Consider the following 14421-nt stretch of genomic DNA (forward strand, 5'->3'; position numbering starts at 1 on the left):
ATAACAGACGGAGCCAAAGCCATGAACGTGACCATTCGCAAGATCGGCAATTCGGAAGGTGTCATCCTGCCGAAGGAGGTGCTTGAGCGTTACAATCTGCGTGCTGGCGACACGCTCAACCTTCTTGAGGACGGGACCGAACTGCGCCTTCGTCCTCCCGCGGATGATCCCGAAGAATTCGAGCGAAAGATGAAGATCGCTCGAGAGCGGATGAAGAAATACGAAACGGCCTACCGCGTTCTGGCCAAGTGACAGAGTTTCACTCACGTGACTTCGTCGAAGCGCTGCATGTCGAGCAGTTGCGCCTTCACGGCGGTGCCAGTGGCGTCCGCGATGAAGGTGCGCTTCATCGCCCGCTGCAGAAACAGGCCTATGAGGAACCGGATCTGTGTGCGCTCGCAGCAGCGTACCTGTTTGGTATCGTAAAAAACCATCCGTTCGTTGACGGAAACAAGCGTACCGGCCTCGCTGCGGCCGACCTTTTTCTCTTCTTCAACGGGCTCAGCATGGAAGCCGAGCAGGAAGACGTCATTCAACTCGTTCTTCTCGTGGCCGCCGGCGAGATCGACGAAGAAGGCGCAGCCCGTTTTTTCCGCGACCACACCGTCCCGTTCGAAGCCTGATCCTTCGGCACAAAACCTGCATTTAACGGCGGGCAACAGCAGACCAAGTCGGAGTTGTACCAATATGAACCGCCGTCGCCTGTTGAAAGCCACCGCAGGGTTTGCCGTCCTCGGCCTTGCCATGCCGCGTGCGGCCTTCGCTGACGCCGCACTGCGACGCGCTGCAACAGGTGCCGCAAACGCAGCCGAATTCGGCCTCACACCCAACGCAGCCCAGAACCAGACTGCAGCCCTCCAGGCCCTGCTTGAACAGGCAAGCGCAGAAGCCATTCCCATATTCCTGCCGCCGGGTCGTTATCGTCTTTCAAGTCTCGTTCTGCCCCGCCAAGCTCGCCTTGTCGGTGTTCCCGGCGCCACCCTTCTGGAACAGGATGATCTGGGGTCGCTGCTGACTGCGCGAGAGGGCAATCATCTCGCGCTCTCCGGCCTCGCATTCGACGGCAGGCTCATGCCGCCTTCCGGTTCAGGTGGTGGCCTGCTCAACATTGACGGTACACTGCACCTTTCCATCGAAGCCTGCACCTTCGCCAACAGCGGCGGCAATGGCCTCTCGCTCCGTCGCGCGCAGGGCAAAATCCGCGATTGCGCCATCACCGACATAACCGACTACGCGCTCTACGCACTCGATTCGAGCGGCCTTGATGTCATTGAAAACACTGTCTCCGATTGCGGCAATGGCGGCATTCTCATCCACCGCAGCGCTCCTGGCGCGGACGGCAGCCGTGTTTCTGGAAACCGCATCAGCCGCATCCGCGCCGACAGGGGCGGCACCGGCCAGTATGGCAACGGCATCAACGCCTATCGCGCCGACAATCTCCGTGTGTCAGAAAATGAAATTGCCGACTGCGCCTTTTCCGCCATACGCGGCAACAGCGCAGGCAATCTCCAGATATCCGGCAACACCTGCCTGCGTTCGGGCGAAACCGCGCTTTATGCGGAGTTCGCCTTCCAGGGTGCCGTCATCACCGGCAATCTCGTGGATGGCGCCGCCCACGGCATCTCCATGGCCAATTTCGACAAGGGCGGGCGGCTCTGCGCCTGCACCGGCAACATCATCCGCAATCTTTCAAAAGATGGCCCCTACCCCTCGCCCATGGCCGGTTTTGGCATCGGCATCAATGTCGAGGCCGACAGCACCATCACCGGCAACATCATCGAAAACGCGCCGCTTGCGGGCATTCGCATGGGCTGGGGGCCCTTCCTGCGCAACGTCACCGCTTCGGGCAACGTCATCCGGAAGGCGAAAACAGGCATCATCGTTTCCGTCGTCGAAGGTTCGGGAAAAGCCGCCATTTCCGGCAATGTCTTCGAGGATACACCCAATGGCGCGGTCGTCGGCCATCGGTGGGCCGATGCTGCAACAGGCGATCTGCTGCGCTCCGGCAGCGAGACCATCCCGCATCTGACGCTGGCTGGCAACCGGGCGGGTTAGGACATCACGGAAGTTTGCCGCGATCCTCTTCGCCGCATAGGGCACGCAATGATTGCGTGGCCAAGGGCGGTGCGTGGTTCGACAAGCTCACCATGGGGGAGGGAATCGGTCTCACACCCGTTGCGCCGCGATTCCGCCAGCCTTTGTGGCAGCGACCACTTCCCTCATGGTGAGCTTGTCGAAACACGCACCACGTCAGCGCAGACCGATGCCGTTCACCGTGGGTCCTGTTTTCACCGGGTACGCTCTAAACGCCCTATCCGACCAGCGCTTCCGAGGGCCGCAACGACCCCACCTCGAACCCGCGTCGATTAGTCAAAACCGGTCGGGCCATCTCACGCAACGTCTCGGCCAATGCATCACCATCCAGAAGCTGCGCCAGCACTTCGGCGACCATCACTTCTGCGGCACGCGTGGCCCCGTCATCGCATTTGAGCGCAATGCCGATGCCCTTTTCTGGAATTGCGGCACAAAACACGCCTTCCGCGCCTGTCTTGGTGAAGATGCGTCCCTTGCCCGCTTCCATCATCCGCGTATCAGCGCGCCCACTGCCTGCCACATAAAACGGCTCCGCCATGCAGGCGGCAAATATGCGCTTTGCGGCTTTCGCACGTTCGGGCGCGAATCCGGTCCCCGTCGCCATACGCGCGAACCCTTGCGCGAGCGCTTTCAGCGGCACGGCATAGGTGGGAATGGAGCAGCCGTCCGTGCCGCAGAGGTCGGTCTCGTGTGCTGCACCCGTCACGTCCTCCATGGCAGCCTTCACGGCGTCCTGCGCCGGGTGTCCAAGCGCCACATAGCCCTGCGTATCATGGCCCAGATGCGCACAGGTACACAGGAAGCCAGCATGCTTTCCCGAACAATTGTTGTGCGCCGCCGTCGGCTCCACGAGATCGCGCGCCTGCGCGATCAGTACATGCTGCTCTGATGACCAATGCGCCCCGCATTCGAACGCGTCGCTGCCAAGCCCTGCCCGTTCCACCATGGCAGTCGCCAGCGCCGCATGCTCCGGCTCGCCTGAATGCGATGCGCAGGCAAGCGCGATTTCCCGATTGCCGAAGCCGAACGCATCCGCCGCCCCGCTTTCCACGAAAGGCAGCGCCTGAATGGCTTTTACGGCAGAACGTGGAAACACGGGCCGATCGACGTCGCCAAGGCTCATCACCTTTCCGCCATCCGCCTCAAACACGGCTATGGCGCCACGGTGCCTGCTCTCGACAACGTTACCGCGCAGCACTTCGACCAGAACCGGATTGCCCATGTTTTCACCGTAATTTGCGGGTTTCACTTTCAAATCAAGCCGACCGCAATAGACTGGCCCTCATGCGTTTTTTCAAGCGGACTTTGCTGTTTATCACCCTTGTCTTCATTCTGCCGGCCTTCGCCTCGCTGGCATGGTGGACCATGCAGGACAGGCCGGGCTCGTGGCGCAGCGCCGACTGGTCGGCGAGCGGCGTTCTTCCACACGCAACCGATGACCCAAGGGCAGCGATCTATGTCATGGCCGCGCGCACCGGCGGCATGAAGGGCGCCCTGTCCGTCCATAGCTGGCTCGTGCTCAAGCGCGCTCGTGCTTCATCCTATGACCGCTATGACAAGGTCGGCTGGGGAAACCCCGTGCGCCGCAACGCCTATCCGGCAGATGGGCGCTGGTATTCCAACACGCCCTATGTCGTGGCCGCGATCACAGGAGAGGAAGCCGAACGCCTCATGCCGCAAGTGGAAGCGGCCATAGCCAGCTATCCCTTCTCGCAGCGTGGCGACTACGGGATCTGGCCTGGACCAAACTCCAACTCCTTCACCGCACACGTGCTGCGCAGTCTGCCGGATCTCGACATCGCCCTGCCACCGACCGCTGTCGGGCGCGATTATCGTCCGGGCCTTTTCGTGTTTGATCACACGCCAGACTGGAGCGATGTGCATGTCTCGCTCGGCGGGCTGGCAGGCATTGCAGCCGGTCTGCGCTCCGGTGTCGAGTTGCATTTTCTGGGGCTGGTCGCAGGCCTCGATCTGCGCCGCCCGGCACTCAAGGTGCCGGGCTTTGGCCGCGTCGAACTGTGGCCCTCAGCGACGGCCGGCGAAAAGGGACAGCCCGCTACTTGATCCGTTCGAGGATCGACACATAGTTGGCGACCGCCGCGCCACCCATGTTAAAGATGCCGCCCAGCTTCGCGTCGGGGATCTGGATGCCGCCGGCCTCGCCGGTCAGTTGCATCGCCGTCAGCGCATGCATGGAAACGCCGGTCGCACCGATCGGATGCCCCTTGGCCTTCAGCCCGCCTGAGGGGTTCACCGGCAGCCGCCCGTTCTTCTCGGTCTGGCCTTCGAGCGCGATCTTTCCGCCCTCGCCCGGCTTTGCAAGCCCCATCGCCTCATATTCGATCAGTTCGGCAATGGTGAAGCAGTCATGGGTCTCCACGAAAGAGAGGTCGTCCAGCGTCACGCCCGCGCTTTTCAAAGCACGCTTCCAGGTCTCTTCGCAGCCCTCGAATTTCAGAATGTCGCGTTTCGACATGGGCAGAAAGTCCTGCACATGCTCGTTTGCCCTGAGCGCCACCGCGCGGCGCATCGAAAGTGCGGTCTGCGTATCCGTCAACACGATCGCAGCCGCACCATCCGAAACGAGCGAACAGTCGGTGCGTTTCAGCGGACCGGCCACATAGGGGTTGCGCTCGCTCTCCTGGCGGCAGAAATCGAAACCCAGATCCTTGCGCATCTGCGCAAACGGGTTCTCGACACCGTTTTTGTGGTTCTTGGCCGCGAGTGTCGCCAGCGCGTCCGACTGGTCGCCATATTTCTGAAAATAAGCATCCGCGATTTTCCCGAAAACGCCGGCAAAGCCGCCCGGAATCTCGCCATCTTCGGGCAAATAGGACGCTTTCAGCAGGTTCTCGGCAATTTGCGGCCCAGGTGTTTTCGTCATCTGCTCCGCGCCCACCACAAGCACGATGCGGGCGTCGCGCGCGGCGATGGAACGGGCTCCTTGCCGAACTGCGGCAGAGCCGGTCGCACAGGCGTTTTCCACCCGTGTCGCCGGCTTGAAACGCAGCCGGTCATCGGCCTGCAGCACGAGACTTGCCGTGAAATCCTGCGGCGAGAAACCGGCGTTGAAATGGCCGAGCACGATCTCGTCCACATCCTCTGCTTCGATGCCGGCATGGTCCAGCGCCTCGCGCGCCACCTGAACGATCAGCCTTCAAGCGTGTCATCGGTCAGCTTGCCGAATTTTGAATGGGCCCAGCCCACAATGCATGCGGTCATCTCGTCTCTCCCGGAGGGCGGCATTCTATGCCGCAGATTAGAGCAAACATGTGAGCGGCACCATAAATCCGCTGCCGACTTTGTTCAAGCATGAACTATTTTCTGCAAAGCCCCTGTTCTCTGTCTGACGTTTCATCCAAGTCCTCCTCCCTGGAGCGTGACCTTCTCCCCGTGAAGCCCGACAAATTTCCTTGATTGATTAGTCAATCAATAATAAATGTGACCCATGCCAAAAATCGGAATGGAACCCATACGCCGACGCGCGCTCATCGATGCGGCAATCAGCGCCATTGGCGAGCGCGGTGCGCTCAACGTCACCATGTCGGACATTGCCGGCCGGGCCGGCGTCTCGACAGCCCTTGCCCACCACTATTTCGGCGGCAAGGATGATCTTCTGTTCGCAACAATGCGCCACATCCTTTCACAGCTGGGCAATGAGGTCCGCCCGGCCATGGCAGGGCTTGCGGGCGCAGACCGTGTTCGCGCGATCATCGCGGTGAACCTCTCGCCCGATCAGTTCCGCCCCGAAATCATCGCCGCGTGGCTCGCCTTCTACGTGGAGGCGCGGCGTGATGCGGCACTCGGCCGCCTCTTCCGCATTTATGTTCACCGCCTTCACAGCGACCTGATGAGCGGGCTTACCCACCTTCCGCGCGCGCGCGCTGTCCACATCGCGCGGGGCCTCGCCGCCCTCATCGACGGGCTTTATCTGCGCCGCGCGCTCGGCGAAGGCGTCGAGGATTCCGCCGCAGCCATCGCCCTTGTCGAAGACTACCTCGACATGGCCCTTGCCCGGCACCCGTCATTCGGGAGCCTGCCCCATGCGTGAGGCCGATTTTGTCATCATCGGGTCCGGCTCCGCCGGTGCCGCGCTCGCCTACCGCCTTTCCGAAGACGGCAAAAACTCCGTCATCGTCATTGAATATGGTGGCAGCGATTTCGGCCCCTTCATCCAGATGCCTGCCGCCCTCTCCTTCCCCATGAACATGGCGCGCTATGACTGGGGCTTTGAGAGCGAGCCCGAACCGCATCTGGGCGGCCGCGTGCTCGCCACACCGCGCGGCAAGGTGATCGGCGGCTCCTCTTCCATCAACGGCATGGTCTTTGTGCGCGGCCACGCGCGCGACTTCGACCACTGGGCAGATGAGGGTGCGACCGGCTGGGCTTCTGCCGACGTCCTTCCCTATTTCAAGCGCATGGAAACGATGGCCGATGGCGAGACCGGCTGGCGCGGCACGGACGGCCCGCTCCATGTCCGCAAGGGACCACGCGACAACCCGCTCTTTTCAGCTTTCATAGAGGCCGGCCGCCAGGCGGGCTTCGAAACCACGGAAGATTACAACGGCTCCAAGCAGGAGGGTTTTGGCGCGCTCCAGCAGACCATCCACAAGGGGCGGCGCTGGTCCACCGCCAATGCCTATCTGAAGCCCGCGCTCAAGCGAGAGAATGTGAGTCTCGTCAATGGCTTCGCCCGGCGCATTGTCATGGAGAATCAACGTGCCATCGGCGTCGAGATCGAATCTCACAAAAAGATTCAGCTCGTTAAAGCGCGACGTGAGGTCATCGTCGCAGCCTCCTCGATCAATTCGCCAAAACTTCTGATGCTTTCGGGCATCGGCCCGGCGAAGCACCTGCGCGAGAATGACATCGATGTGGTGGCGGATCGCCCCGGTGTCGGCTCCAATCTGCAGGACCATCTGGAACTCTATATCCAGCAGGAATCACTTCAGCCGATCACGCTCTACTCAAAGCTCAATCTCCTTTCCAAAGGGTTGATAGGCGCGCAGTGGCTGTTCCTGAAATCAGGCCTCGGCACCTCCAACCATTTTGAGGCTGGTGCTTTCGTGCGCTCAGCCGCCGGGGTCGATTATCCCGACATCCAGTTCCATTTTCTGCCCGTCGCCATCCGCTATGACGGCAAGGCGGCAGCAAAGGGCCATGGCTTCCAGGCCCATGTCGGGCCGATGCGTTCGAAATCGCGCGGCACAATCCGTCTTCGGTCGGGCGACGCCTGGGAGAAGCCGGAGATCCGCTTCAACTACATGTCCCATCCGGACGACTGGCGCGACTTCCGCCACTGCATTCGCCTCACCCGCGAAATATTTTCGCAGGATGCCTTCACGCCCTATCGTGGCCGCGAGATCGCGCCGGGCGAGACTGTTCAAAGCGACGAGGAACTGGACGCCTTCATCCGCGAACACGCCGAAAGCGCCTATCATCTGTGGCACCTGCCGTATGGGTGCGCCTGACGACGCCATGAGCGTGGTGGATGCCGAATGCCGGGTGATCGGGGTGGAAGGCCTGCGCGTCGCGGATTCGTCGATCTTCCCCCGTATCACCAACGGCAATCTGAACGGCCCTTCGATCATGGTCGGCGAGAAGGCAGCCGACCATATTCTCGGTCGCACGCCACTCAGTCCTTCCAATCAGGAGCCTTGGATCAACCCGCGCTGGCGGGAAGCCGACCGATAGAAAACCCATGCGGATAAATTGAATGGATCGGGAACGCGTTTCCATGAAACGATGCCCCGTTCCGAAAGCTGGAGACCCCATGCGCGCGCAGCCAAAAGCATCGCACTACATCAATGGCCGTTATGTCGAAGACGAACAGGGCAAGGTGATAGAGGTCGTCTATCCTGCCACCGGTGAGATCATCGCCCGCGTCCATTCGGCAACGCCCAACATTGTCGAACTGGCCGTGGAGGCAGCCCGCGCCGCCCAGCCCACATGGGCCAGGCTGAAGCCGGTCGAGCGCGGCCGTATCCTGCGCCGGGCGGCAGACCTCCTGCTCGAGCACAATGAGGAACTGGCGAAGCTCGAAACACTGAACACCGGCAAGGCGCTGCAGGAAACGCTTGTCGCCGACGCCCCCTCCGCTGCAGAGGCGCTCGAATTCTTCGGCGGCGCTGTCGCCGCCTTCAATGGCGAGCAGGTCGAGCTTGGCGGTTCCTTCGGCTATACGCGCCGTGAACCGCTGGGCGTGTGCGTCGGCATCGGCGCGTGGAACTATCCGATCCAGATTGCCGGCTGGAAATCCGGTCCCGCCCTCGCCATGGGCAATGCGATGGTGTTCAAACCGTCCGAGGTGACCCCGCTTTCCGCACTCCGGCTCGCCGAAATCTTCACCGAGGCCGGCCTGCCCGACGGCCTCTTCAATGTGGTGCAGGGGCTGGGCGATGTCGGTGCCTCGCTTGTCGCCCATCCGGAGGTGGCCAAGGTTTCGCTCACCGGTTCCGTCGAGACCGGCAAAAAGGTGCAAGCGCTCGCCGGCGGCGAGATGAAACCGGCGACGATGGAGCTCGGCGGCAAGTCACCCCTGATCGTGTTCGACGATGCCGATCTGGAAAACGCCATTGGCGGGGCCATGCTCGGCAATTTCTATTCGACGGGCCAGATCTGCTCCAACGGCACGCGCGTTTTCGTTCAGAGCAGCATCTACGAGCGCTTCCTGTCGCGCCTCACCGAGCGCACCAGCGCCATTCGCCTGGGCGATCCGCTTGACCCCGAGACCCATCTCGGCCCGCTCATCAGCAAGGCGCAGTATGACAAGGTGCTGCGCTATATCGAGATCGGCCGCGAGGACCGCGCAACCCTGCACCAGGGCGGTAGCGCGCCACGGCTTCAGGGCCTTGAAGACGGTTTTTATGTCGAGCCGACCATCTTTACCGATGTCACTGACCGGATGCGCATTGCCCGCGAGGAGATCTTCGGCCCGGTCATGAGCGTTCTGACCTTCGAGGACGAGGACGAGGTGATCGAGCGCGCCAATGACACGCCTTTTGGCCTTGCAGCCGGCGTCTTCACGCAGAACCTGGCCCGCGCCCACCACGTGATCGGTGCGCTGAAAGCCGGAACCTGCTGGATCAACACCTATAATCTCACCCCGGTGGAACTGCCCTTCGGTGGTGTGAAGCAGTCCGGCTTCGGGCGCGAAAATGCCATGGCGGCACTTGCCCATTATTCACAGGTCAAATCCGTCTATGTGGAGATGGGAGACGTAGAAAGCCCATATTGATGACGGTTTGATCTTGCGCAGTCGAAAGACGGCAGCTATAAGCCCGCCGTCTGGTCATCGGAGTGTAGCGCAGCCTGGTAGCGCACCTCGTTCGGGACGAGGGGGTCGCAGGTTCGAATCCTGCCACTCCGACCAGTTTTCCCAGTTCATCGATATTACCCGGCCCGTTTAACACGGGATGCTGAAGGTGCTTGTCAGCATTCCTCGTTGGCGCCATTGCCGACGGGCCGCGCGGCGCTAATTCTTTCGCCATGGACCAGTATGAGATCACTGCGCGCACCATGTTTGCGGCACTGGAACGCGGAAGCTGGAAGCTACAGCCTCCATCCGTGCGAGAGGAATGGCTTGCCAAGGCGCGCGCGCTTCACGCCGCCATCGACGCGGGCAAATGGCCTCCACGAGACAGTAGTGGACTCTAGCTCTCCTGCGGCCTGGCGCGGCCTCGAGTCGCCCTCGCTCAATTTCTTAACGCAACGTTAAGCGCCCGCGCTTACACATCCAGGACAATTCCAGGAAAGCGGAAACACTCTGGAACCAGGACATCCCGCCCCGACACCATTGGGAGAGACACATGCGCGGCCTGCTGAGATCGACATCCGTTGCCATCGCCCTGCTTTTCCCGGCGGCCTCGCCCTGCCTTGCCGAAGGCACTGTGCTGACAGTCAGCGGCGCGATCGGGAAGACCAACCGGGAGGCATTCGATCCATTCTTCGACGGCTTTCTCAAGTTTCACGACAAGACTTTCGACAAGGCCTACACGTTCGACTGGGATGCTCTTGCCGCTCTGCCGCAGCAAACGATCAAGGTGAACGCCGATACGGAGGACTGGCCCCGCACGCTCGCCATGGAAGGCCCGCTTCTCAGGGATGTGCTGGCCACTGCCGAGGCATCGGGCAAGACGGCCACGCTATACGCCCTTGATGGCTTCGGTTTTGAGATGGGCGCGGATAAAATGGCCTCTCACGACTGGATTCTGGCCATGAAGGTCGACGGGAAGCCACTTGGCATCGGCGGGTTTGGCCCGTTGTGGCTGGTGTACGACACGGGAGGCCGCAAGGCGCCCGAAGAAGAAGAGCGAAGCTGGGTCTGGTCTGTGTTTCACATCGAGGTCGAGTAGTCCGGCAGACAGTGCCCAGGGCTGAACCTACGCGACAATCTCCTGTGGCGGGTGGTGCACCACGCGGTCGCGACCGCCCTGCTTTGCCTTGTAGAGCAGCGAATCAGCCTCCTTGACGACCGCATCAAGGGACTGCAGGGGCCGATGTACCGCAATGCCGATGCTGACGGTCGTGGATATGTCTTCGACGCTGGCGCCGCAACCGACAAGGCGGCATGTGATTGCAATGCGTTCGGAAACCATGCGGGCCAGCGGCAGATCCGCACCGGGCATGAAGACCGCGAATTCTTCGCCGCCGATGCGGGCGCAGATGTCGTCTGTGCGGACGCTCTGCCTGATCGCTTCTGCAATGAGAACAAGAACCCTGTCGCCTTCTGCATGACCGAAACGGTCGTTGATGCGTTTGAAGTGATCCACATCGATAAACAGGACCACGCCCGCCGATGCGTCGGTGGCGTCGATGGTTTCACCGGCGATCCGCATGAAATCCCGCCGATTGCGCAGCCCCGTCAGGAAATCCGTAGCGGCGGCCATATCCAGTTCTGCGGCCAGTCTGGCAACCGTCGCCGTCTTGCGCAGAAAGACGAAGGAAATAGGATAGGCGATCACGACCGTTATGAACGCGGTCAGGACCAGATCCAGCAAAAGCCGGTCTGAAAAGAAGATGGCGTAGAAGACGAGGGTCAGCGCATCAGCGCCCAGAACGGCAAAAAGCGTGACGAAGCAGGCCTGCTGCCAGATCCGCAGTCCATAAAATCTGTCAAATGCTGCCTGAAACCAGCTCATTCCGCGCCCCACTTTGCCGGCATATGAATAATCCGATCTCGTAAAGATGACGTTACCCTACGGAAGCACACATCCGACCAAATGACACTGACAAGTGAAAACTGGAGCTTTTCGCTGGAATTTCTTGTAATTTGCCTGCCTTATCATTCATACTGTCAATCAGCTAAAGTAACGGCGGTCTACGCTTCAGCGGCAGGACCTAATGCGAAGCATGCTGGTTTCTGAGGCTGTTTCTGAAGAAGCTGCTATTGGGTTTCCGCCCGAGGTGAGCGAATTCAGGAGACTGGACTGGCCCGTCATATCCGGCAACGATGAGACAGTCGGACAGGCTTCCGCGGAGATTGACCCCATGGAGATGGTTTCTCTGGCATCCGAGTTCCTGCAGGGCCTGGGAATTGCCGTTATCGCGGTACTCCTTTGTGAGCGCGCCGCCCGACTGACCATGACGTCGCTGCAGCGCAACCTGCTCGTTTCTGTAATGTTTTCGGTCGGCACGATCGGCCCCGCCCTTCTCGCGGCACCGTCGTCTTCCGGCTTTTCCTTCGATATTGGCAATGTCTTCGTCGTCCTCGCCATGACATATGGCGGCTGGATCACGTTGACCGTCACGACCGCGGTCGCGGTCCTCGGTCGCCTCTGGCTCGGTGGAGCCGCGGTGGCGAGCAGCGTTCTTGCCGTTCTGATCTGCAGTGGCATCGGCCTCGCTTTCGCCCAGATGGTAAAGGGCCGGCGTGTTTCGATACCGGCACTGGCCGGGGTCGGGCTTCTGGCATCAGTTTCGCTGATCTCGGTTTTCCTGCTGCCGCGGGAAATCGCCATGGAAACCTTGGGCGAAGTCGCATCTATTGCTATTGTCGCCAATGTAGTTGCCGCCGTGGTCATCGGTCGCATTCTCGAATTGCAGCGCTCGCATTTCGGCACCCCACGCCTGAAGGAGGCACCATTGGGAACCACCGACACAGCAACCGGGCTTTTGAACAGACGGGTGTTTGACAAGCTGGGGCCGGAACTCGCGGCCGCCATGAACTGGGCAGGACAGCCCTACTCCATGGCCCTGATCGACATCGATGAGTTCGATCAGGTGGTTGAAGCGCATGGGCATGCCGCCGGCGAGCAGACATTACGCCATGTTGCTTCGGTCGTTCAGTCCGCCGTCCGCCAGACTGACATGGTGGCAAGCTTTGGCGGCCAGGCCATTGCCCTGGTGCTGCCGGCCTATGACGCTGAACGCGCCTTCGGGCTTGCCGAGCGTATCCAGAGCGCGGTCGCCGACACGCCGTTTCATCTCGACGGGATCGAGATTCCGCTGACCGTCAGCGTCGGGCTACACACACCGCTGCCACGCAAGGAAAGTTTCTGGATCGCGCTGGGGCAGGCTGACACGGCGCTCAACCGTGCCAAGTCCACCGGCGGCAATCGGCTTGAAGTGGCTGTCTAAAGCCGGAAATTCTTCCCCGTCATAGAAGCGATGACCTGCCTGCATTGTGGGCAGGATGCCTGCCCTCGTGTCACGATGACCGTCAAACGTTTTGCGCGAAACCGGCGATGGTGCGGGCAACCCCATGAAAAGGCGTGAAAAAGCCGGAACAAACATATTTGGCACGTTTGATGCTTCTCTACCTGCGAGTCCGGAGGGGACTCTCCAGGAAAACGCCACAAGAGCGCTGGAGTAAGCCGTCAGACTGATCGTGCCTGCCGTGGGGCCGATCGTCTGGCGGCTTTTCATTTCTGCACATGGTCCCGTCCGGGATCACGGAACGATTGATTTGTTCCTCTTTTGTTCTTATTATGCAGGAATGCAATACACCCTGCCCCTTGTGCCATTCGACCGGATGGCAAGCCTCCACCGGCGCTTGCTGGCTGTCTTCGGACCGCCAGCGGAGTTCGTGCGTCTAGACCCGGTCAGCCAGATGGTTCTGGCGATGCTTAGCGCCAGAACGCGCAGCGAGGCGGCGTTGAATGTCTTTGCCAGGCTTGTCGAACACTTCGAAGTGGCAAAACTCAGGGGCTCCTGGACACGGCTGGCCGAGGCTTCTTTCCACGAAGTAGACCCGCTGCTCGAAGGCATTACCCATCCGGAGCGCAAGGCTGTTGCCCTGCCCCGCGCCCTGCAGGAGATCGCCAGTCTGAGCGGCGGGCTCGATCTCGGCTTCCTGCATGGCTGGTCTGTCGATGACGCCTTGTCCTGGCTGGAGCGCATTTATGGTGTCGGCCCCAAGACCAGCACTGCCACGCTCAACATGAGCACATTGCGCAAGCGCGTTCTTGTCGTCGACACGGCGCATTGGCGCGCGGCGCGCTGTCTTGGCCTTGTGCCCGAACAGGCCTCGCCGGAACGCTCGGTCCGCCTTCTCAATCGCCAGCTTCCCGATCTCTGGGAGGCTTCCGACACCGAAGAACACCACATCCTCATGCAGGATCTCGGACGGGCGTTTTGCGCCCGCAACCGCAATGCGTCTTGCCCTTTCGCAAATGTATGCGCCGGCAAGGCCGCGCATCGGCGCACGCGCCTTCTGGAAGAGTGGCTGCGCGATGCGCCGCCCGCAGAGGCCCTGCCGGGCGCAGGCGCGAAGATGAGTCAAATCAGTCCCTTGAAGGAAAACATTGCGATTTTGAATCAGGGCGCTGCAAGCGTGCCGCCGCCGGCGCAAGGCGCGCCGGCATCCGCCGCGTCCTGTTAGTGCGTTCCGGAGTTGCGTCATGAACCGTGCGTTCGAAATAGAGGCTTTACGCCGCCGCATCGCCCCTCAGGAAAGGCTCACGCCCAACACCCGCCCGGCGCTTGGGCTGGGCGCGGAGGCGCTTGACGCCGCCTTGCCCGCCCATGGCCTCAAGACCGGCGCGCTGCACGAAATCCTTCCGGAAAGCCATGGCGATTTCGCCGCCGGAACCGGCTTCGGCATCTGTTTTCTGGCGCGTCTTCTGCGCCAGCGTCCCGGCCCCATCCTCTTTGCCGTGCCCGCGCACCTGGCAAACAGCGAAGGCGCGCTCTATCCGCCGGGCCTCGCCGCCCTCGGTCTCGACCCAAACCGCCTGATCCGGATCGAGGCGCGCAAGCCCATCGACATTCTGTGGGCGCTGGAGGAAGGGCTTTCCCATGCGCCAATTGCCGCCGTCGCCGGCATCCTGCCGGACAGCGCCCGCGCCTATGACTTCGCCGCCAGCCGCCGCCTTGCCCTGCGCGCCG

The 14421-nt window shown here is 61.4% G+C and carries 13 protein-coding genes, 1 tRNA gene and 2 pseudogenes; 13 read left to right on the forward strand and 3 right to left on the reverse strand.

The genetic code is table 11. The annotated features are described in order from the left end of the window. Positions 1–21 precede the first annotated feature (21 nt). The 3 genes from JCM21793_RS12670 (at position 22) to JCM21793_RS12680 (ending at position 2055) form a co-directional block, all read left to right on the forward strand. Positions 22–252 (forward strand): AbrB/MazE/SpoVT family DNA-binding domain-containing protein, encoded by a 231-nt coding sequence (locus JCM21793_RS12670; RefSeq protein ID WP_025030611.1) that lies wholly within the window; start codon positions 22–24, stop codon positions 250–252. Continuing rightward, complete coding sequence (locus JCM21793_RS28750; RefSeq protein ID WP_081784704.1) at positions 249–623, forward strand: type II toxin-antitoxin system death-on-curing family toxin; 375 nt, start codon at positions 249–251, stop codon at positions 621–623. Before JCM21793_RS12670 ends, JCM21793_RS28750 begins: the two co-directional genes overlap by 4 nt. Positions 624–687: 64 nt before the next feature. Continuing rightward, positions 688–2055, forward strand: coding sequence for a TIGR03808 family TAT-translocated repetitive protein (locus JCM21793_RS12680; protein WP_025030613.1), 1368 nt, complete (start codon positions 688–690; stop codon positions 2053–2055). 256 nt (positions 2056–2311) lie between these two features. Here JCM21793_RS12680 and JCM21793_RS12685 read toward each other — a convergent pair whose 3' ends face one another. Further along, the gene (locus JCM21793_RS12685) at positions 2312–3316 is read right to left on the reverse strand and encodes an asparaginase (RefSeq protein ID WP_025030614.1); all 1005 of its coding nucleotides are present in this window, start codon (positions 3314–3316) and stop codon (positions 2312–2314) included. A gap of 62 nt (positions 3317–3378) precedes the next feature. Between JCM21793_RS12685 and JCM21793_RS12690 the strand changes: the two genes are divergently transcribed. Continuing rightward, a complete protein-coding gene (locus tag JCM21793_RS12690; RefSeq protein ID WP_025030615.1) occupies positions 3379–4158 on the forward strand; it encodes a DUF3750 domain-containing protein in 780 nt (259 codons plus the stop codon). Here JCM21793_RS12690 and JCM21793_RS25725 read toward each other — a convergent pair. Continuing rightward, positions 4151–5316: pseudogene (locus JCM21793_RS25725) on the reverse strand (acetyl-CoA acetyltransferase). The gene JCM21793_RS12690 and the pseudogene JCM21793_RS25725 overlap by 8 nt on opposite strands. A 226-nt stretch (positions 5317–5542) precedes the next feature. On the opposite strand from JCM21793_RS25725, the gene betI reads away from it, so the two are divergent. The 6 genes and pseudogenes from betI to JCM21793_RS12720 all read left to right on the forward strand — a co-directional run bounded on the left by betI (position 5543) and on the right by JCM21793_RS12720 (position 10448). Next, positions 5543–6145: a transcriptional regulator BetI gene (betI, locus tag JCM21793_RS12700; RefSeq protein ID WP_025030616.1), complete on the forward strand. Its 603-nt coding sequence runs from the start codon at positions 5543–5545 to the stop codon at positions 6143–6145. Beyond that, positions 6138–7788: pseudogene (betA, locus tag JCM21793_RS25730) on the forward strand (choline dehydrogenase). Before betI ends, betA begins: the two are co-directional and overlap by 8 nt. 79 nt (positions 7789–7867) lie before the next feature. Beyond that, positions 7868–9331 carry a betaine-aldehyde dehydrogenase gene (betB, locus tag JCM21793_RS12710; RefSeq protein WP_025030617.1) on the forward strand — a complete coding sequence of 488 codons (1464 nt, stop codon included), beginning with the start codon at positions 7868–7870 and terminating at the stop codon, positions 9329–9331. 58 nt (positions 9332–9389) lie between these two features. Next, a tRNA-Pro gene (locus JCM21793_RS12715) sits at positions 9390–9466 on the forward strand. Positions 9467–9522: 56 nt separating this feature from the next. Continuing rightward, positions 9523–9750, forward strand: a complete 228-nt coding sequence (locus JCM21793_RS29260; protein WP_155983442.1) for a hypothetical protein — start codon at positions 9523–9525, stop codon at positions 9748–9750. 152 nt (positions 9751–9902) lie between these two features. Next, positions 9903–10448 (forward strand): putative pterin-binding protein, encoded by a 546-nt coding sequence (locus tag JCM21793_RS12720; RefSeq protein ID WP_007009281.1) that lies wholly within the window; start codon positions 9903–9905, stop codon positions 10446–10448. A gap of 27 nt (positions 10449–10475) precedes the next feature. Here JCM21793_RS12720 and JCM21793_RS12725 read toward each other — a convergent pair whose 3' ends face one another. Continuing rightward, on the reverse strand, positions 10476–11234 hold the full coding sequence (locus tag JCM21793_RS12725; protein ID WP_007009282.1) for a GGDEF domain-containing protein: 759 nt from the start codon (positions 11232–11234) through the stop codon (positions 10476–10478). A gap of 349 nt (positions 11235–11583) precedes the next feature. Here JCM21793_RS12725 and JCM21793_RS12730 point away from each other — a divergent pair, with 349 nt between their 5' ends. The 3 genes from JCM21793_RS12730 to JCM21793_RS12740 form a co-directional block, all read left to right on the forward strand. Next, the gene (locus tag JCM21793_RS12730) at positions 11584–12672 is read left to right on the forward strand and encodes a GGDEF domain-containing protein (protein WP_100213209.1); all 1089 of its coding nucleotides are present in this window, start codon (positions 11584–11586) and stop codon (positions 12670–12672) included. 448 nt (positions 12673–13120) lie between these two features. Beyond that, positions 13121–13915, forward strand: coding sequence for an endonuclease III domain-containing protein (locus JCM21793_RS12735; RefSeq protein ID WP_162175221.1), 795 nt, complete (start codon positions 13121–13123; stop codon positions 13913–13915). A gap of 19 nt (positions 13916–13934) precedes the next feature. Further along, positions 13935–14421: ImuA family protein (locus JCM21793_RS12740; RefSeq protein WP_025030619.1), on the forward strand; the 487-nt coding region annotated here is incomplete at its 3' end.

It is taken from the genome of Nitratireductor aquibiodomus NL21 = JCM 21793 (assembly GCF_000615975.1).
Lineage (GTDB): Bacteria > Pseudomonadota > Alphaproteobacteria > Rhizobiales > Rhizobiaceae > Nitratireductor > Nitratireductor aquibiodomus.

Coding starts and splice junctions, on each gene's coding strand:
- JCM21793_RS12670 (WP_025030611.1), top strand. CDS start 22: ATGAACGTGACCATTCGCAAGATCGGCAATTCGGAAGGTGTCATCCTG.
- JCM21793_RS12680 (WP_025030613.1), top strand. CDS start 688: ATGAACCGCCGTCGCCTGTTGAAAGCCACCGCAGGGTTTGCCGTCCTC.
- JCM21793_RS12685 (WP_025030614.1), bottom strand. CDS start 3,316: ATGGGCAATCCGGTTCTGGTCGAAGTGCTGCGCGGTAACGTTGTCGAG.
- JCM21793_RS12690 (WP_025030615.1), top strand. CDS start 3,379: ATGCGTTTTTTCAAGCGGACTTTGCTGTTTATCACCCTTGTCTTCATT.
- betI (WP_025030616.1), top strand. CDS start 5,543: ATGCCAAAAATCGGAATGGAACCCATACGCCGACGCGCGCTCATCGAT.
- betB (WP_025030617.1), top strand. CDS start 7,868: ATGCGCGCGCAGCCAAAAGCATCGCACTACATCAATGGCCGTTATGTC.
- JCM21793_RS12720 (WP_007009281.1), top strand. CDS start 9,903: ATGCGCGGCCTGCTGAGATCGACATCCGTTGCCATCGCCCTGCTTTTC.
- JCM21793_RS12725 (WP_007009282.1), bottom strand. CDS start 11,234: ATGAGCTGGTTTCAGGCAGCATTTGACAGATTTTATGGACTGCGGATC.
- JCM21793_RS12730 (WP_100213209.1), top strand. CDS start 11,584: ATGGAGATGGTTTCTCTGGCATCCGAGTTCCTGCAGGGCCTGGGAATT.